This is a genomic window from Streptomyces toxytricini (assembly GCF_014649915.1).
GTDB lineage: Bacteria > Actinomycetota > Actinomycetes > Streptomycetales > Streptomycetaceae > Streptomyces > Streptomyces toxytricini.
In genome coordinates this window covers 128,573-151,703 of record NZ_BMTY01000002.1, presented here as the reverse complement: position 1 = coordinate 151,703, position 23,131 = coordinate 128,573, and the positions used below count along the sequence as shown (strand labels likewise).

At 74.0% G+C, this 23,131-nt stretch carries 22 protein-coding genes and 1 tRNA gene; 12 read left to right on the top strand and 11 right to left on the bottom strand.

Annotated features, from left to right (window positions below):
- Nucleotides 1-29 precede the first annotated feature (29 nt).
- From IE170_RS02865 to IE170_RS02855, 3 genes are all read right to left on the bottom strand, one after another.
- Complete coding sequence (locus IE170_RS02865) at nucleotides 30-1,490, bottom strand: PP2C family protein-serine/threonine phosphatase (RefSeq protein ID WP_189807723.1); 1,461 nt, start codon at nucleotides 1,488-1,490, stop codon at nucleotides 30-32.
- Nucleotides 1,491-1,634: 144 nt separating this feature from the next.
- Nucleotides 1,635-2,135, bottom strand: coding sequence for an FHA domain-containing protein FhaB/FipA (locus tag IE170_RS02860; RefSeq protein WP_189807722.1), 501 nt, complete (start codon nucleotides 2,133-2,135; stop codon nucleotides 1,635-1,637).
- Between the two features lie 10 nt (nucleotides 2,136-2,145).
- Complete coding sequence (locus IE170_RS02855; protein WP_189807721.1) at nucleotides 2,146-2,949, bottom strand: FHA domain-containing protein; 804 nt, start codon at nucleotides 2,947-2,949, stop codon at nucleotides 2,146-2,148.
- Nucleotides 2,950-3,242: 293 nt separating this feature from the next.
- Here IE170_RS02855 and IE170_RS02850 point away from each other — a divergent pair.
- The 6 genes from IE170_RS02850 (at nucleotide 3,243) to IE170_RS02825 (ending at nucleotide 8,731) form a co-directional block, all read left to right on the top strand.
- Nucleotides 3,243-3,325 (top strand) — tRNA-Leu (locus IE170_RS02850).
- 145 nt (nucleotides 3,326-3,470) lie between these two features.
- Nucleotides 3,471-5,144: a sensor histidine kinase gene (locus IE170_RS02845; protein ID WP_229884574.1), complete on the top strand. Its 1,674-nt coding sequence runs from the start codon at nucleotides 3,471-3,473 to the stop codon at nucleotides 5,142-5,144.
- An 8-nt stretch (nucleotides 5,145-5,152) separates the two neighbouring features.
- Nucleotides 5,153-5,812, top strand: coding sequence for a response regulator (locus IE170_RS02840; protein WP_308428354.1), 660 nt, complete (start codon nucleotides 5,153-5,155; stop codon nucleotides 5,810-5,812).
- A gap of 68 nt (nucleotides 5,813-5,880) precedes the next feature.
- Nucleotides 5,881-7,332: a DUF2252 domain-containing protein gene (locus IE170_RS02835; protein WP_189807720.1), complete on the top strand. Its 1,452-nt coding sequence runs from the start codon at nucleotides 5,881-5,883 to the stop codon at nucleotides 7,330-7,332.
- A gap of 132 nt (nucleotides 7,333-7,464) precedes the next feature.
- Nucleotides 7,465-8,319, top strand: coding sequence for a J domain-containing protein (locus IE170_RS02830; RefSeq protein WP_189807719.1), 855 nt, complete (start codon nucleotides 7,465-7,467; stop codon nucleotides 8,317-8,319).
- Between the two features lie 67 nt (nucleotides 8,320-8,386).
- A complete protein-coding gene (locus IE170_RS02825) occupies nucleotides 8,387-8,731 on the top strand; it encodes a rhodanese-like domain-containing protein (protein ID WP_189807718.1) in 345 nt (114 codons plus the stop codon).
- Nucleotides 8,732-8,741: 10 nt separating this feature from the next.
- On the opposite strand, the gene IE170_RS02820 is transcribed toward IE170_RS02825, so the two are convergent.
- From IE170_RS02820 to paaA, 6 genes are all read right to left on the bottom strand, one after another.
- Nucleotides 8,742-9,878, bottom strand: coding sequence for an acyl-CoA dehydrogenase family protein (locus tag IE170_RS02820; RefSeq protein ID WP_189807717.1), 1,137 nt, complete (start codon nucleotides 9,876-9,878; stop codon nucleotides 8,742-8,744).
- A 102-nt stretch (nucleotides 9,879-9,980) separates the two neighbouring features.
- Nucleotides 9,981-11,123 (bottom strand): 2Fe-2S iron-sulfur cluster-binding protein, encoded by a 1,143-nt coding sequence (locus tag IE170_RS02815; RefSeq protein ID WP_189807716.1) that lies wholly within the window; start codon nucleotides 11,121-11,123, stop codon nucleotides 9,981-9,983.
- The gene (gene paaD / locus IE170_RS02810) at nucleotides 11,124-11,648 is read right to left on the bottom strand and encodes a 1,2-phenylacetyl-CoA epoxidase subunit PaaD (protein WP_189807715.1); all 525 of its coding nucleotides are present in this window, start codon (nucleotides 11,646-11,648) and stop codon (nucleotides 11,124-11,126) included.
- Nucleotides 11,645-12,373: a 1,2-phenylacetyl-CoA epoxidase subunit PaaC gene (gene paaC / locus IE170_RS02805; RefSeq protein WP_189807714.1), complete on the bottom strand. Its 729-nt coding sequence runs from the start codon at nucleotides 12,371-12,373 to the stop codon at nucleotides 11,645-11,647. The genes paaD and paaC overlap by 4 nt, the downstream gene beginning before the upstream one ends.
- Nucleotides 12,370-12,654, bottom strand: coding sequence for a 1,2-phenylacetyl-CoA epoxidase subunit PaaB (gene paaB / locus IE170_RS02800; protein ID WP_189807713.1), 285 nt, complete (start codon nucleotides 12,652-12,654; stop codon nucleotides 12,370-12,372). The genes paaC and paaB overlap by 4 nt, the downstream gene beginning before the upstream one ends.
- Nucleotides 12,651-13,664 (bottom strand): 1,2-phenylacetyl-CoA epoxidase subunit PaaA, encoded by a 1,014-nt coding sequence (gene paaA, locus IE170_RS02795; protein ID WP_189807712.1) that lies wholly within the window; start codon nucleotides 13,662-13,664, stop codon nucleotides 12,651-12,653. The genes paaB and paaA overlap by 4 nt, the downstream gene beginning before the upstream one ends.
- A 135-nt stretch (nucleotides 13,665-13,799) precedes the next feature.
- Here paaA and IE170_RS02790 point away from each other — a divergent pair, with 135 nt between their 5' ends.
- The 3 genes from IE170_RS02790 to IE170_RS02780 are packed head-to-tail and all read left to right on the top strand — an operon-like array spanning nucleotide 13,800 to nucleotide 16,476.
- Nucleotides 13,800-14,480, top strand: coding sequence for a DUF5819 family protein (locus tag IE170_RS02790; RefSeq protein WP_308428353.1), 681 nt, complete (start codon nucleotides 13,800-13,802; stop codon nucleotides 14,478-14,480).
- The gene (locus IE170_RS02785) at nucleotides 14,468-15,709 is read left to right on the top strand and encodes an HTTM domain-containing protein (RefSeq protein ID WP_373298938.1); all 1,242 of its coding nucleotides are present in this window, start codon (nucleotides 14,468-14,470) and stop codon (nucleotides 15,707-15,709) included. Before IE170_RS02790 ends, IE170_RS02785 begins: the two co-directional genes overlap by 13 nt.
- Nucleotides 15,710-15,732: 23 nt before the next feature.
- On the top strand, nucleotides 15,733-16,476 hold the full coding sequence (locus tag IE170_RS02780; protein WP_189807710.1) for a TrmH family RNA methyltransferase: 744 nt from the start codon (nucleotides 15,733-15,735) through the stop codon (nucleotides 16,474-16,476).
- A 34-nt stretch (nucleotides 16,477-16,510) separates the two neighbouring features.
- Here IE170_RS02780 and paaN read toward each other — a convergent pair whose 3' ends face one another.
- Nucleotides 16,511-18,211 carry a phenylacetic acid degradation protein PaaN gene (gene paaN, locus IE170_RS02775; RefSeq protein WP_189807709.1) on the bottom strand — a complete coding sequence of 567 codons (1,701 nt, stop codon included), beginning with the start codon at nucleotides 18,209-18,211 and terminating at the stop codon, nucleotides 16,511-16,513.
- Between the two features lie 167 nt (nucleotides 18,212-18,378).
- Between paaN and IE170_RS02770 the strand changes: the two genes are divergently transcribed.
- From IE170_RS02770 to IE170_RS02760, 3 genes are all read left to right on the top strand, one after another.
- A complete protein-coding gene (locus tag IE170_RS02770; protein WP_189807708.1) occupies nucleotides 18,379-19,929 on the top strand; it encodes a 3-hydroxyacyl-CoA dehydrogenase in 1,551 nt (516 codons plus the stop codon).
- Nucleotides 19,926-20,516 (top strand): TetR/AcrR family transcriptional regulator, encoded by a 591-nt coding sequence (locus tag IE170_RS02765; RefSeq protein ID WP_114053296.1) that lies wholly within the window; start codon nucleotides 19,926-19,928, stop codon nucleotides 20,514-20,516. The genes IE170_RS02770 and IE170_RS02765 overlap by 4 nt, the downstream gene beginning before the upstream one ends.
- Nucleotides 20,517-20,643: 127 nt before the next feature.
- On the top strand, nucleotides 20,644-22,347 hold the full coding sequence (locus IE170_RS02760) for a PKD domain-containing protein (protein ID WP_189807707.1): 1,704 nt from the start codon (nucleotides 20,644-20,646) through the stop codon (nucleotides 22,345-22,347).
- Between the two features lie 102 nt (nucleotides 22,348-22,449).
- Here the strand turns inward: IE170_RS02760 and IE170_RS02755 are convergent, their stop codons facing one another.
- The gene (locus tag IE170_RS02755) at nucleotides 22,450-23,019 is read right to left on the bottom strand and encodes an Lrp/AsnC family transcriptional regulator (RefSeq protein ID WP_189807706.1); all 570 of its coding nucleotides are present in this window, start codon (nucleotides 23,017-23,019) and stop codon (nucleotides 22,450-22,452) included.
- Between the last annotated feature and the right edge of the window lie 112 nt (nucleotides 23,020-23,131).

Sequence of the window (23,131 nt, the reverse complement as noted above, 5' to 3'; positions counted from 1 at the left end):
TGTGGCAGGCCCCCTGTGCCCGCGTGGGTCTACTGCTTCTGGCACTGGCCGACCAGCTGCTGCTCCTCGGGAGTCAGGCTGGGGCCGGGTGTCGGGCTGTTCTGCGCCTCGGCCTTGCGGCGCTCCTCTTCCTTCTTGCACGCGGCGACCTGGGTGCCGAGTTCATCGACCTTCTTGCGGGCCCCGTCGAGGCTGGTCTCGCCGATGGTGTCCTCCACCAGCTTCCGCTTGAAGGGCGGCAGGTACTTCAGTTCGATGTCGGGGCGGTCGTTCTCCACCTTGGAGAGCTGGATCGGCCCCAGATTCTGGCTGATGCCGCGGAAGAGCGCCACGTGGTCGCCCTTGACGCCGATGTAGTACTGCGTCTGCGTCCAGCGGTGGGCCGCGTAGAGGCCGCCGCCGACGACGCCGGCGACGAGCAGCAGGAGCAGGGTGCGGGTGGTCCACTTGCGCCCTTTGCCGCGGCGCCTGCGGGGGTTGTCGTACCCGTCGTCGAAGGCCGCGCCGTCGTCGTACGGCTCGGGGTCGCCGAAGCTGCCGTACGCGCCGCCGCCCTGGCCCTGGTCGGGGTAGCCGTAGCCGGGGACGTCGCCGCTGCCGGGCGGCCCGAAGGCGCCGGCGGGCGGGGGCGCCTGCCGGCCGAGGCCGGCGGCGCGGCCCGCGGGGGTCTGCATGGCGCCGCCGTCGAAGAGCTGGTGCTGGTTCTCGGCGACCGCGCCGACGACGACCGGGGTGTCGTTCAGCTGGGCGGCGAGCGTGTCGCCGCTGTCGGTGTCGAGGACGTCCGCGACGATGCAGGTGATGTTGTCCGGGCCGCCGCCGCGCAGGGCGAGCTGGATCAGGGACTGCACCGTCTCGTGCGGGCCGTGGTAGTCGGCGAGGGTCTCCTCCAGGGTCTGGTGGGAGACGACGCCGGAGAGGCCGTCCGAGCAGATCAGGTAGCGGTCGCCGGCCCGGACCTCGCGGATCGACAGGTCGGGCTCGACGGTGTCGCCGCTGCCCAGCGCCCGCATGAGCAGCGAGCGCTGCGGGTGGGTGGTGGCTTCCTCTTCCGTGATGCGGCCCTCGTCGACGAGGCGCTGCACCCAGGTGTGGTCCTGCGTGATCTGCGTCAGGACGCCGTCGCGCAGCAGGTACGCGCGGGAGTCGCCGACGTGGACCAGGCCGAGCCGCTGGCCCGTCCACAGCAGGGCGGTCAGCGTGGTGCCCATGCCTTCGAGCTGGGAGTCCTCCTCGACCATGATGCGCAGCTGCTCGTTGGCGCGCTGCACGGCGGTGCCGAGGGAGGTGAGGATGTCGGAGCCCGGGACGTCGTCGTCGAGCTGCACGAGGGAGGAGATCACCTCGGAGCTGGCGACCTCGCCGGCGGCCTGGCCGCCCATGCCGTCGGCGACCGCGAGGAGGCGCGGGCCGGCGTACCCGGAGTCCTCGTTGCCCTCCCGGATCATGCCCTTGTGGGATCCGGCGGCGAACCGCAGGGACAGACTCATGTGCACCTGCCCTGTCGACGCCTCGTCGGGGTACAGCCGGTCTCGAGCCACACTGCCCACCCTCCGGTCGGGAGCGCGCTCGGGTCCGTGCCCCGGGCGGGACGGACTGCCGCGGCTCGCTCGCTCCGCTCGCTCATTCTCGTACTACTTCCGCAGCTCGATGACGGTCTTGCCGATGCGGATCGGGGCGCCCGGCGGGATGGGCGTCGGGGTGGTCAGCCGGGTCCGGTCGAGGTACGTGCCGTTCGTGGACCCGAGATCCTCGACGATCCACTGGCCGTCACGGTCGGGGTAGATCCTGGCATGGCGGCTGGAGGCGTAGTCGTCGTCCAGCACGATGGTGGAGTCGTGGGCCCGGCCCAGCGTGATCGTCTGGCCTGCCAGGGCGACCGTGGTGCCGGTCAGGGTGCCCTCGGAGACGACGAGCTTGGTGGGCGCGCCCCGGCGCTGGCGCTGCTGCGGGGGCCCGGCGGCCTGGCGGCCGGCCGCTTGCGGCGCCGCGGCGCCGCTGCCGCGGCGCGAGCCGCGCTGCGTGACGCGCGTACCGAAGAGGTCGCTGCGGATGACCTGGACGGCCACGATGACGAACAGCCACAGAACGGCCAGGAAACCCAACCGCATGACCGTCAGGGTCAGCTCTGACATTGCCCCCGCTTCACCCTTCGGCTTGCCGGTAAATGATGGTGGTGCTGCCCACGACGATCCGCGAGCCGTCGCGGAGCGTAGCGCGGGTGGTGTGCTGCCCGTCCACCACGATGCCGTTGGTGGATCCGAGATCCTGGATCGTCGAGGGCGTTCCGGTCCGGATCTCGCAGTGCCGGCGCGAGACGCCGGGGTCGTCGATCCGCACGTCGGCCTCGGTGCTTCGGCCGAGTACGAGCGTCGGGCGGGAAATCTGGTGGCGGGTGCCGTTGATCTCGATCCAGTGTCGCCGCGGGCCGCCGCCGGGGGCGGCGGGTCCGGCGGCCCCGGCCGGGGCTCCGGGCCGGTGGCCGGGGGCGCCCGGGGGCGGCCCGGCCGGCATGGGAGGCGCGGCGACCGGCGGGTAGCCGTAGCCGCCCTGCGGGGCCTGGGGCTGGGAGGTGCTGGCGGCCAGGGTACGGCTGCGGACCCGGTAGAGGCCGGTGTCCAGGTCCTCGGCCTTCTCCAGGTGGACCTTGATCGGGCCCATGAAGCTGTAGCGCTGCTGCTTGGCGTAGTCGCGGACCAGGCCCGCGAGCTCGTCGCCGAGCTGGCCCGAGTACGGGCTCAGGCGCTCGTAGTCGCCGGTGCTCAGCTCCACGATGAAGTCGTTGGGGACGACCGTCCGCTCACGGTTCCAGATCGTGGCGTTGTTGTCGCACTCCCGCTGGAGGGCGCCGGCGATCTCGACGGGCTGGACCTCGGACTTGAAGACCTTGGCGAAGGTGCCGTTCACCAGACCTTCGAGTCGCTGCTCGAACCGCTTCAGAACTCCCATGGGGCACCTCCTCCGTCGCTGTCGCCCTGTACTGCTTACTGATCGTATCCACGCGTGGCGGATTCGGGTGGTTCCCCCTGGGACCTGTGCGGACGAGTGTTGGTCCTCACAAGGGATCGTAGGGGTGTGCAAGGGACAGTGTCCCGCACCCGGAGCGCTGTGCGGGAGGGGCGTTCCCGGTCGGCTCCCGGGTGCCCGCGGAAAGCGATGTGAATCCACCCCCGATGACGTGCTAATGTTTCGACGTCGCCAGGGGGACGGACCGAAAGGGAAGAACCACTGGGACGCTGCTCGGGCGAGTGGCGGAACGGCAGACGCGCTGGCTTCAGGTGCCAGTGTCCTTCGGGACGTGGGGGTTCAAATCCCCCCTCGCCCACTGACAGAACCCCTGGTTCGGAGAAATCCGAGCCGGGGGTTCTTTCGTCGTACCCCCAACTTCGTGTGACCCGGCCGACTTTCGTCGGCCGGAACGCGACGAAAGAGGGCGGCCCCGCGCCCGCGCGGGTGTTTAGGGTCGTCGCGTGGATGTGACGGCGAAGACACGTGCGGGCCTGCGGTGGCTGCGGGGCCCCGAGCCATGGACCGGCCGGATGCTCGCGGCCGACCTGGCGCTGGCCGCGGCCGTCGCCCTGCTCGGCCTCGGCGTGGAGGAGCTCGACAGCGGCGGCCCGGTGCGGATGGCGCTCGGCGCCGCGGCCGTGTTCCCGCTGGTCCTGCTGCGCCGCCGGCTGCCCGCGGCGACCCTCGTCGCCGCCGCGGCCGTCGGCCCGTTCCTGCCGGGCACGGTGCTGGTCACCCTCCCGCTCGGCTGGTCCGCGGGCCGGCGGATCGTCGGGGCGGGGCGGGCGCTCGCGGCGTTCGTCCTGGCCTTCCTCGCCTCCGTGGGCTTCGGCGTCCTCGAACAGTGGGCGGGGATGCGGCCGCTGCTGGTCGTGGTCTTCACCACGCTGATGTTCCTGGTGACGACCGTGATGCCGGGCCTCGCCAGCCGGTACTGGTCGCAGCGCCGGACCCTGCTGCAAGCCCTGCAGGAGCGCAACGGGCAGCTCCTGCGGGAGCGGGCCATGGTCGCCGGCCAGGCACGGCTGCGCGAACGCCAGCGGATCGCCCAGGACATGCACGACAGCCTGGGCCACCAGCTCGCCCTGATCTCGGTGCACACCGGAGCCCTGGAGGTCGACCCGGAGCTCACGGACCGCCAGCGCGAGGCCGTCGGCGTGCTGCGGCAGGCCTCGGTGTCGGCCATGCACGAACTGCGCGAGGCCGTCGGCATCCTGCGCGACGGCGTGGAGGCGCCCGCCCCGGTCGAGGAGGCGCAGCCCGCCGCCCGCGGGGTCGCCGGCATCGCCGGGATCGTCGAGGCGGCGCGCAGCGCGGGCACCGACGTGCGGCTGGGCACGGCGGGTAGGCCCCGGCCGCTGGCCGCGGCATGCGACCACGCCGCGTACCGCATCGTGCAGGAGGCGCTGACGAACGCGTACAAGCACGCGCCGGGCGCGGCGATCGCGGTCGAGCTGCGCTACGAGGACGACTCCCTGGTCGTTGAGGTCGCCAACGGGCCGGCTCCCGCGGCGGCCGCCGGGGCGGTGGTCTCCGGCGGGCAGGGGCTCACCGGCCTGCGGGAGCGGGCCCGGCTCGTCGGCGGGATGGTGCACGCCGGGGCGACCGGGGACGGCGGCTTCCGGATCGCCGGCGTGCTGCCGTACGGCGCCGAGCCGGCCGGGGCCGAGGACGCCGCCGACGACTTCGGCCAGCAGGAGCGGGGGTTCGCCGGAGCGCCGCCGATGGACTGGGCTGCCGTCGACCGGGAGCTGGCGGCCGGGGGGCGCAGCCGGCTCGGGGGGCTCGCGCTGGGCTGCGGCATAGCGGTGGCGTCCCTGGTGGCGCTCCTCATCGTGTTCGCCGCCATGGTCGCCCTGTTCATAGGGTCGGCGAACAACGCCATGATCAGCCGCGCGGACTACGACCGGGTGCGCGTCGGCGATTCCGAGCAGGCCGTGCGGGACCGGCTGCCCGACGGGGACAGCTTCCTGACGGACGGCCTGGACCGGAAGGGGCCGCCGCGGCCCGAGGGATCGGAGTGCCTGGCCCTGATGTCGGTCGACGACTCGGACTTCGGCACCGATACGGTTTTCCGGTTCTGCTTCAAGGACGGCAAGCTCGTCGACAAGCAGTCGTACGAGGCCGAGCAGTAGGAGCACGGGTGACAGCCAAGGTGATCCGCGTGGTGATCGCTGACGACGAGCCGCTGATCCGGGCGGGGATCAGGATGATCCTGACCTCGGACCCGGCGATCGAGGTCGTCGCGGAGGCGTCCGACGGCCGGCAGGCCGTCGATCTCGCCCGCGCCCACACCCCCGACGTGGTGCTGCTGGACATCCAGATGCCGGTGATGGACGGCCTGACCGCGCTCGGCGAGCTGCGCCGGGCCGTCCCGGAGGTGCGGGCGCTGGTCCTGACGACCTTCGGGGAGAAGGAGAACGTGCTGCGGGCGCTCGGCCAGGGCAGCGCCGGGTTCCTGCTGAAGGACTCGGCGCCGGGCGAGCTGATCGGCGCGGTCCGGGCGGCCGCCGCGGGCGACGCCTACCTCTCGCCGGGGGCGACCCGGCACGTCGTGGACCAGCTGGCCACGGGCCGGGCCGCCGCCCGCAGCGAGGAGGCGCGGCGGCGGATCGCCGAGCTGAGCGAGCGGGAGTGCGGGGTGCTGGCGCTGCTCGGCGAGGGGCTGTCCAACGCGGACGCCGGCCGGCGGCTCCACATGAGCGAGGCGACGGTCAAGACGTACGTCAGCCGGATCCTGTCGAAGCTGGGCTGCGAGAACCGGGTCCAGGCGGCCCTGCTGGCCAGGGACGCCGGGCTGTAGGTAGGTTCGCCCGCATCGGAAGGCAATTCGGACCGCAGCGCTCGGCGGCGGTCGGGGCGGGGGCACGGATGACGGTGGCGGAGCAGTACGCGGCGGGCGCGGGCCTGGCCGCATCGGTGCTGGGGGCGGCGGACGGCGGCCGGATCCCGGCGGTGCGCGGCTTCGCGCCGCGGCACGAGGCGGGCTCGCCGAAGGAGACCGGCAAGGCGCTGCGCGAGCGCGTCCCGCGGTCCGCGCACGCCCGGTTCGAGCCGCCCGCCGGACGGCCCGACGCCGTGCAGGCCGTGGAGGAGTCCAACGCCGGGCGGGTGGCCGCGCTGACGCCGATAAGAGTCGGCCGGATGGCCGCGAACCCGTTCGCGTTCCTGCGCGGTGCGGCCGGGCTGATGGCGCACGACCTGTCCGCCGGGCCGGTGACCGGGATCGGCGCCCAGATCTGCGGCGACGCGCACGCGGCGAACTTCGGCCTGTACGGTGACGCCCGCGGCGGGCTCGTCATGGACCTCAACGACTTCGACGAGACCGTCTTCGGCCCGTGGGAGTGGGACCTGAAGCGGCTGGCGACCTCGCTCGTCCTGGCGGGCCGCGTGGCCGGCGCGGACGAGGACGCCTGCCGGGCGGCCGCCCTCGACGCGGTCGGCGCCTACCGGCGCACCCTGCGGCTGCTGGCGAAGCTGCCCGCGCTGGACGCGTGGAACGCCATCGCGGACGAGGAGCTCGTCTCCCACACCGACGCCCGCGACCTGCTGGGCACGCTCCAGCGCGTCATGGAGAAGGCCCGCAACAACACCTCCGCCCGGTTCGCCGCCAAGTCGACCGAGCAGGGCCCCGACGGCGGGCGGCGCTTCGTCGACGCCCTCCCGGTGCTGCGCCGGGTCGGGGACGCCGAGGCGGCCGCCGTGGCGTCGTCGCTGGACCCGTACCTGCACACCCTCCAGGGCGACCGGCTGCCGCTGCTGGCCCGGTACGCGATCCACGACGTGGCCTTCCGGGTCGTGGGCACCGGGAGCGTCGGCACCCGGTCGTACGTGGTGCTGCTGGTGGACCACCGGGGCGAGGCGCTGGTGCTCCAGGTGAAGGAGGCGCGGCCGTCGGTGCTGCTGCCGCACCTGCCGGAGGTGGGCTTCGCCGCCCGCGCCGAGGAGCACGAGGGACGGCGCGTGGTGTCCGGGCAGAAGCGGATGCAGGTGGTGTCCGACATCCTGCTGGGCTGGACCACCGTGGAGGGGCGCCCGTACCAGGTGCGGCAGTTCCGCAACCGCAAGGGGAGCGTGGACCCGGCGGCGCTGACCGCGGCCCAGCTCGACGACTACGGCCGGATGACCGGCGCCCTGCTGGCCCGGGCGCACACGCACACCGCGGATCCGCGGCTGCTGGCCGGCTACTGCGGCAAGAACGGCGAGCTGGACGAGGCGGTCGCCGCGTTCGCGGTGGCGTACGCGGACCGCAGCGAGGCCGACCACGCCGACCTGGTGGCGGCGGTGCGGTCGGGGCGGATCGCCGCCGAGTCCGGCGTCTGAGGCCGGCGCCGCGCCGGTGGCGGCCGGCGGCGGCCGGTGGCGGCCGGTGCGCCGCGTCCGTCCGGGTCACGGTCGCGGACCGATGTTCCACGTGAAACATCGGTCCGGGCGCACCGGCCTTAGGCTGGCCGGGTGAGCGAGCAGCAGACTGAGGAAACCGCCGCCGGGGCGCCCGGCGGCGCCGGCGGCGGTGCGGCCGGCGGCGAGCGGCCCGAGGCCCGCTTGGAGCGGGCCGTGCGGGCGGCCGAGCAGGCGCTGATCGAGTTCGAGATCGCGGTCGAGACCTTCCGGGTGGAGGTGGAGAACTTCTCCCGGCTGCACCACCAGAAGCTCGGCCCGATGTACACCCGCCTCGACGAGCTGGACGCGCTGATCGCGGAGGCCCGCGCGGCCCGCACCGGCGACGAGGAGGACCTGCGGCTGGCCCGTGAGGCCCGGTCGCTGGTGATGCCGATGCCGGGCGTCGACGAGCTCTTCCACGACTGGATGGACTCCGACGGCATCTCCGACGACGCCGCCGCGATGCTCACCGACCGGCCGGTGCGCCCGCCGCAGCGGGTGCGGCCCACGGAGGAGGTCCGCCGCCTCTACCGCGACCTGGTCCGCCGGGCGCACCCCGACCTCGCGCAGGACGACGCCGAGCGCGAGCGCCGCGACGCCTTCATCGCGCGGGTCAACGCCGCGTACGGGCGCGGCGAGGAGCAGCAGCTGCGCGAGCTGGCCGCCGAGTGGGAGGCCGGCCCGGCCGCCGCGGAGGCGCAGGGGTACGGCGAGAGCGAGGAGCTGTACGCCCGCCTGGAGTGGCTGGCGCAGCGCAAGGAGCTGCTGTCGGTGGTGGCCCGGGAGCTGGAGGACAGTGCGATCGGCGCCATGCTGCGGATGGCGCCCGAGGACCCGGACGGACTGCTCGACGAGATCGCGGAGCAGCTGCTCGCGCAGGTCTCCGAGAAGGAGGCCCTGCTGGCGGAACTGACCGACCGGGCTTAGCGGGGCTGCGCGGTCCGCCGGCTCGGCTAAGTTGGGGGGTCGGACCTGTGACGAGAGAGGGCGACGTATGAACTTCGGGCCGCTTCCCTCGGTGGACGCCGCCGCGGTGCCCGCCGAAGGGTTTGTCCTGGACGTCCGCGAGGACGACGAGTGGGCCGCGGGCCACGTCGAGGGCGCGCTGCACATCCCCATGAGCGATTTCGTGGCCCGCTTCGGCGAGCTGACGGAGGCGGTCGAGGACGGCCGCCGGGTGCACGTGGTGTGCCGGGTCGGCGGGCGCTCCGCCCAGGTGACGCAGTACCTGGTCCGCCAGGGCATCGACGCGGTCAACGTCGACGGCGGCATGCAGGCCTGGCAGGGCGCCGGCCGCGCGATGGTGACGGAGTCCGGCGCGGACGCCTTCGTCCTCTAGGCAGGGGCCCTCAGGAGAGCGGGTGGGCGGCCAACAGGTCGCCCAGTTCCTCTTCGTGGGCGGCGGCCGGGCCGAGCTGGAGCTCCAGCTGCTTGGCCCAGGCGTGGTAGCGGTGCAGCGGGTAGCCGGTGTCGGCGCCGAAGCCGCCGTGCAGGTGCTGGGCGGTCTGGACGATGCGGCGCACGCCCTCCGACGCCCAGACCTTCGCGACGGCGAGGTCTGCGGCCGCGGGCAGCGGGCCTCCGGCCCCGTCGGCGTCGAGGCGCCAGGCCGCCTGCCAGAGGACGGCCTCCATCGCGCGCAGGTCGACGTAGCGGTCGGCGGCCTGCACGGCGACCGCCTGGAACGTGGCGACCGGGAATCCGAACTGCTCGCGCTGCGAGGTGTACCGGCTGGTCATGCCGAGGACGGCCGAGCCGACGCCGACCGCGAGCGCGCACGTCCCGAGGGTGAGGAGCCTGCGCAGCCGGTGCCAGGCCTGCGGGGCCCGCAGGAGGTGCGCCTCGGGGACGCGGACACCGTTCAGGGTGAGCTCCGCGAGCTTCTCCCCGCTGGTGGAGAACTGGTCGGCGAGGACGAGGCCGGGCGCGCCGCGCGGTACCAGGGCGAGTACGGCCGCCCCGCCGCCGGTGTGCGCCGGTACGGCGGTCCAGTCCGCGCCGTGCGCCCAAGGGACGGCGGTCTGCATGCCGTCCAGGACCCAGTCGGAGCCGTCGCGGCGGGCGGTCACGGCCAGCTCGGCCGGGTCGTGGCCGGTGCGGCCGTGCGCGGCGGCGGTCAGGACGATCCGGCCCGTGCCGGCGCCGGGCAGCAGGGCGGCGGCCAGCTCGGGGCCGGCGTGGGCCTGGAGCGCCGCGGCGGTGGCGCAGTGCTCCAGCAGCGGCACTCGGGCGAGCACCCTGCCCGCCTCGCGCAGCACCAGGCACAGGGCGGTGGCGCCGAGGCCCGCGCCGCCGTGCTCCTCGGCCAGCACCAGGCCGAGGAGGTCCGCGCCGGCGAGGCGGGACCACAGGGCGCGGTCGAAGTCGTCCGCGACGGCGCCGGGGACCAGGGCCGGGCTCGGCACCCCGTCCGGTGCGGTGTCCGCGAAGACGGCCGCGGCCGCCTCCGCGGCGGCCTGCTGCTCCTCGGTGAAGGTGAAGTCCACTGCCCGTCCTCCCGATGCGCCGGAACCCGCCCCGTTGTCTGACGGAGCGTCAAGATAGGGCAGGTTCCGGCAATTGGACAGGCCGCGGTCGGCGGTGGGGCGTCAGCGGTCGAAGTCGATCTCGACTTCCTCGGTCAGCGCGTGCGACTGGCAGGCCAGCACGAACCCGGCCTCCGTCTCCTCGGCCTCCAGGGCGAAGTTCCGGTCCATCCGGACCTCGCCCGAGACGACGAACGCGCGGCAGGTGCCGCAGACGCCGCCCTTGCAGGCGTACGGCGCGTCCGCCCGGTTCCGCAGGACCGTGTCGAGCAGCGACTCGCCGGCCTGCACGGGCCAGGTGCCGGCGCGGCCGTCCAGGCGGGCGGTGACCCGGCCGTGGGCAGGCGCCGCGGCGGCGCCTGCCGCGGGCGCGGCGGGGGCGGCGGTGTCCTCGACGTGGAAGACCTCCTCGTGGATCCGGGTGCGGACCACGCCCAGCGAGCCGAGGGCCCGCTCCGCCTCGACGACCAGGCCGTACGGGCCGCACAGGTACCAGCCCGTCACGTCGGCGACGGGCAGCAGCGCGGGCAGCAGGCCCGTCAGGCGCTCCTCGTCGAGCCGGCCCGACGGCAGGCCCGCCTCCTGCTCCTCGCGGGAGAGCACCGTCACCAGCTGGAAGCGGTCCGGGTAGCGGTCCTTGAGGTCGGCGACCTCCTCCAGGAACATCGTCGAGGCCGCCGTGCGGTCGCTGCGCACCAGGCAGAACCGGGCGTCGGGCCGGGCCGCGAGCAGCGTCGCCGCGATGGACAGCACCGGGGTGATGCCGCTGCCGCCGACGACGGCCGCGTAGTGGGCGCCCGCGGGGGCGGCCGCCGCGTCGAGGACGAAGCGCCCGGCCGGGACCATCACCTCCAGGACGTCGCCGGCGGCGGCCTCCTTGTGCGCGAAGGTGGAGAACTCGCCGCCCTCCACCAGGCGGACGCCGACCTGGAGCGACGCCGGGCCGGGGCCGGCCGGGTCGGGGGCGGGGGAGCAGATCGAGTACGTGCGCCGCACCTCGGCGCCGCCGGGGGCGGTGCGGCGCAGCGTCAGGTGCTGGCCCGGAGCGTGCCGGTAGGCGTCGCGCAGCTCCTCGGGGACCGACAGCGTCAGTGCCACGGAGTCGTCGGTGAGCCGGTCGACCGCCGCGACCGCCAGCCGGTGGAAGGCGCCGTGGCGCGCGGGTCGCGCGGGGCTCGGCGCGGGCGCCGGCGTCGTCGCGGCCATCTACAGCTCCTTGAAGTGGTCGAACGGTTCGCGGCAGGCGGTGCAGCGGCGCAGCGCCTTGCACGCGGTGGAGGAGAAGCGGCTGAGCAGCTCGGTCTCGGTGGACCCGCAGTGCGGGCAGCGCACCGACAGGGCGACCGGCACCGGTCCGCCCGCCGCGTGCGGGCGGGGCGGGGCGATGCCGAACTCGGCCAGCTTGCGGCGGCCTTCGGCCGTGATGTCGTCGGTCGACCAGGCCGGCGAGAGCACGGTGCGCACCCGCACGTCGGGGATGCCGTGGCCGGCGAGGACGCGCTCGATGTCGGCGGACATCGCCTCCACCGCCGGGCAGCCGGTGTAGGTGGGGGTCAGGGTGACCTCGGCGTGGCCGTCCTCGTGCATCCGCACGCCGCGCAGGACACCGAGGTCGGCGAGGGTGAGCACGGGCAGCTCCGGGTCCGGGACGGAGCCGGCGAGGGCCGCCAGCTCCTCCTCCAGGCGGGTCGCGGTCGCGGTGCCGGATCCGGAGCCGGCCGGGCCGGTCACCACGACGCCCCCGGGTGGCTGCGGTGCAGGTGCTGCATCTCGGCGAGCATCCTGCCGAACGGCTCGGTGTGCAGGCCCTGCCTGCCCGCCCCGGCTGCCCAGGCGCCGGTGCGCGGCCCCTCGGGGACGGCGAGGCCGGCCTGTTCCAGGACCCCGGTCAGGGCGGTGAGCCAGCGGCCTTCCAGGACCGCCCAGTCGATCCCGTCGAGCCCCTCGACCGGCTGGAACATCTCTCCGGTGAACTTCCACAGGGCGTCCAGGGCGGCCCGCATCCGGCGCCGGCTCTCCTCGGTGCCGTCGCCCAGGCGGAGGGTCCACTGCACGGCGTGGTCGCGGTGGTAGGCGGTCTCCTTGACGGCCTTCGCGGCGAGCCCGGCGAAGGGGCCGTCCCCGGCGGCGAGGTCCGTGTGCAGCTCGTGCTGGTACAGGCTGAAGTACAGCTGCCGGGCGATGGTGTGCGCGAAGTCGCCGTTCGGCTGCTCCACGAGCTGGAGGTTGCGGAAGGACCGCTCCTCGCGGAGGAAGGCCATCTCGTCCTCGTCGCCCGCCATGGACAGCAGGAAGCGGGCCTGCCCGAGCAGGTCGAGCGCGATGTTGGCGAGGGCGACCTCCTCCTCCAGCTCGGGGGCGTGGCCGGCCCATTCCCCGAGGCGGTGCGAGAGGATCAGCGCGTCGTCGCCGAGGGCGAGTGCGGCGTTGACGGTCGGCGTGTCGGTGGCCGTCACAGGTGGCTCACCCCCTCCGGGATGTCGTAGAAGGTCGGGTGCCGGTACGGCTTGTCGGCGGCGGGCGCGAAGAAGGGGTCGCGCTCGTCCGGCGAGGAGGCGGTGACCTCGGCGGAGGGCACCACCCAGATCGAGACGCCCTCGCTGCGCCGGGTGTACAGGTCGCGGGCGTTGCGCAGGGCCATCTCGGCGTCCGGCGCGTGGAGGCTGCCCGCGTGCGTGTGCGACAGGCCTCGCCGCGAGCGCACGAACACCTCCCACAGCGGCCAGTTCTGCGTCATACCCGTGCCTCCTCGTTCCGTGCCGCCGCGGCCGGTGCCGCCGCGTGCTTGCGTGCGTAGGCCGCGGCGGCCTCGCGGACCCACGCGCCCTCCTCGTGCGCCCGGCGGCGCTGGCTCAGCCGCTGCTCGTTGCAGGGGCCGTTGCCCTTGAGGACGTCCCAGAACTCCGCCCAGTCGATCGGGCCGAAGTCGTAGTGCCCGCGCTCCTCGTTCCACTTCAGGTCCGGGTCGGGCAGGGTGAGGCCGAGGGTCTCGGCCTGGGGGACGGCGATGTCCACGAACCGCTGGCGCAGCTCGTCGTTGGAGTGGCGCTTGATCCGCCAGGCCATGGACTGCGCCGAGTGCGCCGACTCGTCGTCCGGCGGGCCGAACATCATCAGCGAGGGCCACCACCAGCGGTCGACCGCGTCCTGCGCCATCGCGTGCTGCTCCGGGGTGCCCTTCGAGAGGGCGAGGAGGAGCTCGAAGCCCTGCCGCTGGTGGAAGGACTCCTCCTTGCAGATGCGGACCATCGCGCGGGCGTACGGCCCGTAGGAGCAGCGGCACAGCGGCACCTGGTTGGTGATCGCCGCGCCGTCCACGAGCCAGCCGATCGCGCCGACGTCCGCCCACGTCAGCGTGGGGTAGTTGAAGATCGACGAATACTTCTGCCGGCCGGAGTGCAGCTTGTCGAGCAGCTCGTCCCGGCTGGTGCCGAGGGTCTCGGCCGCGCTGTACAGGTACAGGCCGTGCCCGGCCTCGTCCTGCACCTTGGCCATGAGGATCGCCTTGCGCCGCAGTGAGGGCGCGCGCGTGATCCAGTTGGCCTCGGGCTGCATGCCGATGATCTCGGAGTGGGCGTGCTGCGCCATCTGGCGGACGAGCGAGGCCCGGTACTCCTCGGGCATCCAGTCGCGCGGCTCGACGCGCTCGTCGGCCGCGACCGCGGCGTCGAACGCCGCCGCGAGCTGCGCCCCGAGGTCAGCCCCGAGGCCCGAGTCCTGCCCCGATTCCGGGGTCACTGCCACCATCCCGGCCCCCTGCCAGAGTCCTTTGACCGCCCGACCGACCGATCGTTCGGTTCATGCCCTTCAATGGTGAGTCGGCGCCCCGTAGGGTGTCAACCTCTGAGGTCACCCTGTGGACGGCGAAACGATCGGGGCGGGATGGAAGCGAACGGGCGCGAGGCCGTGGAGGAGCCCCTTCCACCCGGTGCCCCGCCCCCCGCCCGGGCGCCCGGCATCGCGGGCCTCTCCGCCCCCGGCCGCGTCACGGCCTCGGCGGCCCTGGCCGCCGTCGCCCTCACCGCCTGCGCGCACCTCGCGGCCGTCTTCCTGCACGTCGCCCCGGCCAACACGCTCAGCAAGCGGCACGCCGGGGCCGTGGACGCCTGGATCTACCCCGAGTTCGAGCAGAACTGGAAGCTCTTCGCCCCCAACCCCCTCCAGCAGAACATCGCCGTCGAGGCGCGCGCCCAGGTCCGCACCCGCGACGGCGGCCTTGTCACCGAGGCGTGGCGCGACCTCTCCGCCGAGGACGGCGCGGCCATCCGGCACAGCCTGCTCCCCAGCCACACCCGCCAGAACGAGCTGCGGCGCGCCTGGGACTTCTTCACCGCCTCGCACGACGAGGAGGACCGGCCCGTCGGCGAGCGCGGCGGGCTGTCGGAGCAGTACCTGAAGCGGATCGCGCTGAACCGGCTGCGGGCCGCCCGCCCCGGCGACGGCGGCGAGATCGTCCGCATCCAGCTCCGCTCCGCCACCCGCGCCGTCGCGGCCCCCGTGTGGAGCGACGAGGAGACCGACACCCGCACCTACCACCGGGAGCTGTCGTGGTGGACGGTGTGAGACGGGCCCGGGCCGCCGCCGGCCGCGCCCTGGCCCGCGCCACGGGGGAGGCGCTCGGCCCGTACCAGAGCGCCGTCGTCCGCATCGGCTTCGCGACGACCTGGCTCTGCTTCCTGCTGCGCGAGTTCCCCCACCGGCACGAGCTGTACGGGCCCGACGGCCCGTGGAGCTGGGAGCTGGCGCAGAAGCTCGTCGGCTCCAACCACGCCTTCACCGTCCTGCTGTGGTCCGACTCCGCCCTCTGGTTCGAGGCCGTGTACGCGCTGTCGGTGGCGGCGAGCGCCCTGCTCGCCCTGGGATGGCGGACCCGGGCGGTTTCCGTCGTGTTCGCGGCCGGGGTGCTGTCGCTTCAGAACCGCAGCGTGTTCATGGGAGACGGCGGGGACAACGTCATCCACCTGATGGCGATGTACCTGGTCCTGACGCGGTGCGCGCAGGTGTGGTCGCTGGACGCGCGCCGGGCCCGGCGGCACGGCTCGGCCTCGGCCGGGGCGGCCGGGCCGGTGCTGTGGGGCGCCCTCGGCGCGGTGTTCGCCTTCGGGACGGTGACCGGGCGGCTCGGCCACGGCTGGGTCGCCGCCTTCGCCGCCCTGTGGGTCGTCTGCGCCGTGTGGTGGATGGTCGACCGGTACGAGCCGCGCAGCGAGGCCCGGGCCGTCCTCGACGTCCTGGCGAACACGGTGCACAACGCGGGCATGCTCGTCATCGCGGCCGAGGTGTGCCTGATCTACGCCACCGCCGGGTGGTACAAGGTCCAGGGGTCGCGGTGGCAGGACGGGACCGCCCTGTACTACCCGCTCGGCCTCGACTACTTCAGCCCCTGGCCGGAGCTGTCGTCGCTGCTGGCGGGCAGCGGCACGCTGGTGATGCTGCTGACGTACGGCACGGTCGCGGTGCAGGTGGCGTTCCCGTTCACGGTCTTCCAGCGGCGCGTGAAGAACGTCCTGCTCGCCGTGATGGTGCTGGAGCACGCGGGCATCGCGGTGCTGCTGGGACTGCCGTTCTTCTCCATGGCCATGATCGCCGCCGACGCGGTGTTCCTGCCGACCGCCTTCCTGCTGTGGCTCGGGGCACGGGCCGCAGGAGCGCGCAGCGGGCTCGCACGGCGGCTCGGCCGGTCGCGGCCGGACGGGCCGGCGGGCGCCGGGCTCCCGCCGCAGCGGGCCCCCGGCGGCACGGCGGGGCCCGGCCCCGGTCCCCCGCCGTCGGATGCGCGGGCCGCGGGCTGAGCGCGGCGCCGTAGGGTCGGGGCATGAGCGACGAGACGGTGCGGGAGTGGCAGGCGGGGCTGGAGCAGGACGGGCTCGTGCTGCTCGACGGGTTCCACGCCCTCAAGCACGCCCTGCGGTTCGGCGCCGACGTGCGGATCGCGGTGGCCCGGGACCCCGACGCCGCCCTCGCCCTGGCCGCGCAGCTCGCCCCGGACGTCCTCGGCGACGTACGGCGGCTGCTGCGCCCCGCCGACCTGCGCGGGCTCGTCGCCCGCGTGCACCCGACCGGGGTCGCCGCCCTCGCCGTACGGCCGGACGCGGCGCGGGGGCGGGCCCTGCTGGACCGGCGCCCGCGGAGCGCGCCCGTGGTGGTCCTGGACAACCCGCGCAACCTCGGCAACGTCGGAGCCGTGGTGCGGCTGGCCGCCGGCTTCGGCGCCACGGGCGTGGTGACCCGCGGCGACCTCGATCCCTGGCACCCGAACGTGGTCCGGGCCGGCGCCGGGCTGCACTATGCGACGACCGTGGACCGGGTCACCCTCGACACCCTGCCCGAGGGCCCCCTGTACGCGCTCGACCCGGAGGGGGAGGACATCCGCGCCCTCACCCTCCCGGACGACGCCCTGCTGGCCTTCGGCTCCGAGCGCCACGGCATCTCGCCCGAGCTGCGGGCCCGCGCCGACCACCTGGTGTCGCTGCCGATGCGGCCCCAGGTGTCCAGCTACAACCTGGCCACCAGCGTGGCCATGTCCCTCTTCCACTGGGGCGGGCCCAAGGCCGGCTGAGCCGCCGGCCGTGCCCCGCTGCTGTCCGCGGCCGTCAGGCCTGGCGGCGGACCTCCACCATGCGGAACCGGTTCGCGACGAACGCCCCGTCGCACAGCGCCGCGTTCGCCGCGGGGTTGCCGCCCGAGCCGTGGAAGTCGGAGAAGGCGGCCGTCTGGTTGACGTACACCCCGCCGGTCAGGTTCAGCGACAGCTGCGCCGACTCCTCCAGGCAGACCTCCTCGACGGCCCGCTCGGTGTCCGCCGAGGTGGTGTACGCGCCCACCGTCATGGCGCCCTTCTCGCGGACCGTGCGCCGCAGCAGCTCCAGGGCGTCCGCCGTGGAGTCCACGGCGACCGCGAAGGAGACCGGGCCGAAGCACTCGGAGAAGTAGGGCGCCGCGTCGTCCGGCTTGGCCGCGTCCAGCTTCACCATGACCGGGGTGCGGACCACGGCGTCCGGGAAGTCGGGGTTCGCGACCTCGCGGGAGGCGAGCGCCACCTCGCCGAGCTCGGCGGCCGCCTCCAAGCGGGCCTTGACGTCCGGGTTGACCAGGGCGCCGAGCAGGGCGTTGGCCCGGGCGTCGTCCCCGAGGAGGCCGCCGACCGAGGCCGCGATGTCCGCGACGACCTCGTCGTAGGTCTTGCGGCCGGCGTCGGTGTCGATGCCGTCGCGCGGGATCAGCAGGTTCTGCGGGGTCGTGCACATCTGGCCGCTGTACAGGGACAGCGAGAAGGCCAGGTTCGCCAGCATGCCCTTGTAGTCGTCGGTGGAGTCGACGACGACCGTGTTGACGCCGGCCTTCTCCGTGTAGACCTGTGCCTGGCGGGCGTTGGCCTCCAGCCAGTCGCCGAACTCCGTGGAGCCCGTGTAGTCGATCACCTTGACCTCGGGGCGGACCGCGAGGGCCTTGGCGATGCCCTCGCCGGGGCGCTCGGCCGCCAGCGCCACCAGGTTCGGGTCGAAGCCCGCCTCCGCCAGGACGGTGCGGGCGACCTGCACGGTCAGGGCGAGCGGGAGCACCGCGCGCGGGTGCGGCTTGACCAGCACCGGGTTGCCGGTGGCGAGGGAGGCGAAGAGGCCCGGGTAGCCGTTCCACGTGGGGAAGGTGTTGCAGCCGATGACCAGGGCGATGCCGCGCGGGACGGCCTTGAAGGTCTTGTCCAGCCGGAGCGGGTCCTTCTTGCCCTGCGGCTTGGACCAGGCGGCCTCGCCGGGCACGCGGGTCTGCTCCGCGTACGCGTACGCCACGGCCTCCAGGCCGCGGTCCTGCGCGTGCGGGCCGCCCGCCTGGAACGCCATCATGAAGGCCTGGCCGCTGGTGTGCATCACCGCGTGCGCGAACTCGTGCGTCCGGGCGCTGATCCGGGCCAGGATCTCGATGCAGACCAGGGCGCGCGCCTCCGGGCCGGCGTCCCGCCAGGCGGCCATGCCCGCCTTCATCGCGGGCAGCAGCACGTCGATGTCGGCGTGCGGGTACTCCACGCCCAGCTCCGGGCCGTACGGGGAGACCTCGCCGCCGGTCCAGCCGTCCGTCCCCGGCTGGTCCAGCTCCAGGCGCGTGCCGCGCAGCGCCTCGAAGGCCGCCAGGCCGTCGGCCGGGGCGGTCTCGCCGTAGGCCTTGGGGTGCTCCGGGTGCGGGGACCAGTACGCGCGGCTGCGGATGGCCTCCAGCGCCTGGTCGAGGGTGGGCCGGTGCCGGGCGGAGAGCTCCGACAGGGCGGTCGTCTGGGGGCGGGTGGGCTCGGCGGCCATCAGGGACCAACTCCTCGTTGAGCCGGGCGGGATCGGACTGGATCGCGGGCTGGAATCAGGCAAGGGCGGGTGAAGACGAGCAGACTGGAGTTAGAGTAACCGAACGATCGGTCGGGACAAGAGGGCCCGACCGGCCTGTGGACAACCCGGTGCGGGAGGATCAGGACATGACAGCAATCGAGCGGTCCCGCACCGTGGCGGTCGTCGGCGCCGGCACCATGGGCCAGGGAATCGCCCAGGTCGCCCTGATGGCGGGCCACCGCGTCCTGGTCCACGACGTCAACGCCGGCCTCGCCGCCGACGCCGTCGGCATCGTCCAGGACCGCGTGGAGCGGATGGCCGCCAAGGGCCGCATCGAGCGCGCCGAGGCCGCGGACGCGGTCGGCCGGATCGGATCGGCGGCCACCCTCGCCGACCTCGCGGACGCCGCCCTGGTCATCGAGGCCGTCGTCGAGGACACCGCCGTCAAGCGGGCGCTGTTCGCCGCGCTCGAGGAGGTCGTCGCACCGGACGCCCTGCTCGCCACGAACACCTCCTCCCTCTCCGTCACCGAGCTCGCGGGCGGCCTCGCCCACCCGGGCCGCTTCCTCGGCCTGCACTTCTTCAACCCGGCCCCGCTGCTCCCGCTCGTCGAGGTGGTCAGCGGCTTCGCGACCGACCCGGCCGCCGCCGAGTCCGCGTACCGCACCGTCCTCGGCTGGGGCAAGACGCCGGTGCGCTGCGCCGACACCCCCGGCTTCATCGTCAACCGGATCGCCCGGCCCTTCTACGCCGAGGCCTTCGCCGTGTACGAGGAGCAGGGCGCGGACCCGGCCACGATCGACGCGGTGCTCCGCGAGTGCGGCGGCTTCCGGATGGGCCCCTTCGCGCTGACCGACCTGATCGGACAGGACGTCAACGAGGCCGTCACCCGCTCCGTGTGGGAGTCCTTCCACCGCAGCCCGAAGTTCAACCCCTCGCTCGCGCAGCGCCGCCTGGTCCAGTCGGGCCGCCTCGGCCGCAAGTCGGGGCACGGCTGGTTCCCGTACGGGCCGGACGCCGAGCTCCCGCAGCCGCACACCGCCGCGCCCGAGGAGGCGCCGGAGAAGGTGGCCGTCGTCGGCGACCTCGGGCCGGCCGCGGAGCTCGTGGACCTGATCGAGGAGGCGGGCGTGGCCGTCACGGCCGCCGGCAGCGGCGGCCCGTACATCCAGCTGCCCGGCGAGGGCCAGCTGGTCCTCGCCGACGGCAGGACGTCCGTCGAGTTCACCGACGTCGTCTACTTCGACCTCTCGCCCGACTACCGCGGCGCCACCCGGATCGCCCTGTCCGCCTCGGCGGACACGAGCGAGCGCACCCTCGCCGAGGCCGTCGGCCTCTTCCAGCGGCTCGGCAAGCAGGTCTCCGTCATCGGCGACGTGCCCGGAATGATCGTGGCCCGCACGGTCGCGATGCTGATCGACCTCACCGCGGACGCCGTCGCCCGGGGCGTCGCCACCGCCGAGGACGTCGACACCGCGATGAAGCTGGGCGTGAACTACCCGCTCGGCCCCTCCGAATGGCAGCGCCGCCTCGGCCGCGACTGGGCCTACGACCTGCTGCACCACCTGGACGAGCGCTGCCCGGGCGGCCGGTACGCGCCCTCCCTGGCGCTGTTCAAGCTCGGCTACGCAGAGGACGCGGCGGATGCCGAAGAGGCCGGGGACGGCGCGGACGGGCAGGACGGGGACGGCGCATGACGACCGCCAGGCGCGACACCTACACCCCGGAGAGCCTGCTCTCCGTCGCGGTCCAGGTCTTCAACGAGCGCGGCTACGACGGCACCTCCATGGAGCACCTCTCCAAGGCGGCGGGCATCTCGAAGTCCTCGATCTACCACCACGTCGCGGGCAAGGAGGAGCTCCTGCAGCGCGCCGTCAGCCGGGCCCTGGACGGGCTGTTCTCCGTCCTCGACGAACCCGGCGCGGTACGCGGCCGCGCGGTGGAGCGCGTGGAGTACGTGACCCGGCGCACCGTCGAGGTGCTGGTCGACGAGCTGCCGTACGTGACGCTGCTGCTGCGGGTGCGGGGCAACACCCGGACCGAGCGGTGGGCGCTGGAGCGGCGCCGCGAGTTCGACCACCAGGTCGCGGAGCTGCTGAAGGCCGCCGCGGCGGACGGCGACCTGCGCGCGGACGTGGACATCAGGCTGGCCACGCGCCTGCTGTTCGGCATGGTGAACTCGCTGGTCGAGTGGTACCGGCCGCACCCGGGGACCACGCCCGGCCAGCTGGCCGACGCGGTCGTCCACATGGCCTTCGACGGGCTGCGCACCGCCCGGCCGTAGCGGACGGCCTCCTTCCGTCCGGCCTGCGGTTTTTGGCCGAAAAATTGTGCGATCAAGAGGGCCCGGCGGCATGTACGCTGGGCCCGACTCGATCCTGAGCGTGTTCAAAAATCAACATGGGGGGCCGGTGCGCAACCGCCGTCTTGTCATATCCGCCGCCGTCGCCGTGGCGGCCAGCTTCGGAACGGTCCTGGTGCCGGCAGCGGCACAGGCCGCTCCCGCCCGACCCGCGGCCAAGGGGGCGCCCGCCGGGGGCGTGGACGCGGGCCCGCTGGCCAAGCCCGAGGCGAAGACCTTCCACAGCCCGGCCGAGCGGTCGGTCCGCAAGGCACTGCCCGGTACGAAGGGCAAGGCGGGCGCCGACGCGAAGGCGGGCGCCACCGCGCAGTCCGACGCCACGGCGCAGGCGGAGCCCGCCCCGGCCGCGAACGAGGAGCTGGCCGTCGTCCTGAACGGCCGCACCACCACCGCCCACGGCGTCGAGCTGCAGGCGGCGATCGTGAGCGCCCCCGGCACCACCCTCAAGGTCACCTTCGACTGGGGCGACGGCAGCACCGAGACCGCCGACGGCCTGCCCGGCTTGGAGGTCAAGCGCCAGCACCGCTACGCCGAGCTGGGCGAGTACAACGTCAAGGTCACCGTGACCGACGCCGCGAACAACGCCCAGGTCGTCAACGAGGTCCCGCTCTCGACCAGCGGCTCGGACTTCACGCCGCACACCCCGACCCGCCTGCTGGACACCCGTACCGGCGGCGGCAAGGTCGCGCCCTACACCTCCACCCGGGTGAAGATCGCCGGGAACGCGAAGATCCCGGCCGGTGCCACCGCGGTCGCACTGAACGTCACCGTCACCAACACCGCCACGGGCGGCCACGTCACCGCCTTCCCCGGCGGCGGCCAGCGCCCGGCCACCTCGAACCTCAACTTCGAGGCCGGCCAGACCGTCCCCAACATGGTGATCGTGCCGGTCGGCAAGGACGGCACCGTCGAGCTGTACAACGGCGGCTGGGAGGCGGTGGACCTCATCGCCGACGTCACCGGCTACTTCAGCCGCAGTGCCTCCAGCGGCTACACGCCGATGACGCCGGTCCGCACCGTCGACACCCGCTCCGGCCTCGGCGCGCCCCGCGGCCAGGTCCCCGGCCGGGGCAGCTTCTCGACCCAGCTCGGCGGCCTGTACGTGCCCTCGAACGCCACCGCCGTGGCGCTGAACGTGACGGCGACCGGCCCGCGCGAGGCCGGCCACCTGACCGTCTACCCGAGCGGCCAGGCGGCCCCGAACACCTCGAACGTGAACTTCACGGCCGGGCAGACCATCGCCAACTCGGTGATCGTCCCGGTCGGCTCCGACGGCCGGATCAGCGTCATGAACGGCGCCTGGGCGGGCGTCGACGTCATCGTCGACGTGGTCGGCTACTACAGCCCCGACAGCTCGGGCGCCTTCATGGCCGTCGCCCCGCACCGCCGCCTGGACACCCGCGAGTGGGGCAGCGGCCCGCTGGCCGGCCAGGACTACATCTGGATGGCCATCTCCCACAAGGAGGAGGGCATCGCCGGGTACGTGCTGAACACGACGGTGACCAACACCCGCGACAGCGGCTTCCTCTCCGTCGCCCCCGACGTCAACGCGCCGGCGTCCTACTTCGACGGCACGGCCGTCTGGCAGGACCCCCCGCGGTCCTCGTCGCTCAACTTCACGCCGGGCAAGACGGTCCCGAACCTGGTGCAGGCGAGCTCCGGCGGCACCAACGGCACCATCGACCTGTGGAACCAGAGCTTCGGCGACATCGACCTGATCGTCGACATGTTCGGGTACTACGAGACGAAGTGACCCCGTGACCGGCGCCCCGGAGGCAGGCCCGCAAGGCCGCCTCCGGGGCGCCGCCGCGTCCGGCGCGGGGCCGGCGGGGCCGGCGGGGCCGGCAGGGCGCGGCTACTCCTCTGCGATGGCCCGGGCGCCGCCGCCGGGGCCCGCGTCGAGCAGGTCGGTCTCCTCGAAGACCAGCAGGGTGCGCGTCGAGAGCACCTCCGGGATCGCCTGGAGGCGGGTGAGGACCAGTTCGCGCAGCGTGCGGTTGTCGGGCGTGTGAACCAGCAGCAGGACGTCGAAATCGCCGCTGACCAGCGCGATGTGGGCCGCGCCGGGCAGCTCGCGGAGCTTCTCGCGGACCGTCCGCCAAGAGTTCTGCACGATCTTCAGCGTGATGTAGGCGGAGGCGCCCTGGCCCGCCCGCTCGTGGTTGACGCGCGCCGTGAACCCGCGGATCACGCCGTCGTCGATGAGCCGGTTGATACGGGCGTAGGCGTTGGCCCGGGACACGTGCACCTGCTCGGCGACCGACCGTATGGACGCCCGTCCGTCCGCCTGGAGCAGCCGCATGATCGAACGGTCGATGGGGTCCAGTGGGCGGGGAGGGGCCTGAGGGGCGGGAGCGGCACCTCCTGCCGGGTCGGGTGCGGATCCCGCTGCGGAGCCCGCCGCGGCCATTTGTTCATCCGGCATTGCCCACTGCCTCCCTGTCCTGGACGTCCTGCATCCATCCCAGGGCCCCGGCGCCACTTTGTCCACAGCCTGCACCCGCCTGTAGCCAAATTGCGCCATCGACCGAACAATC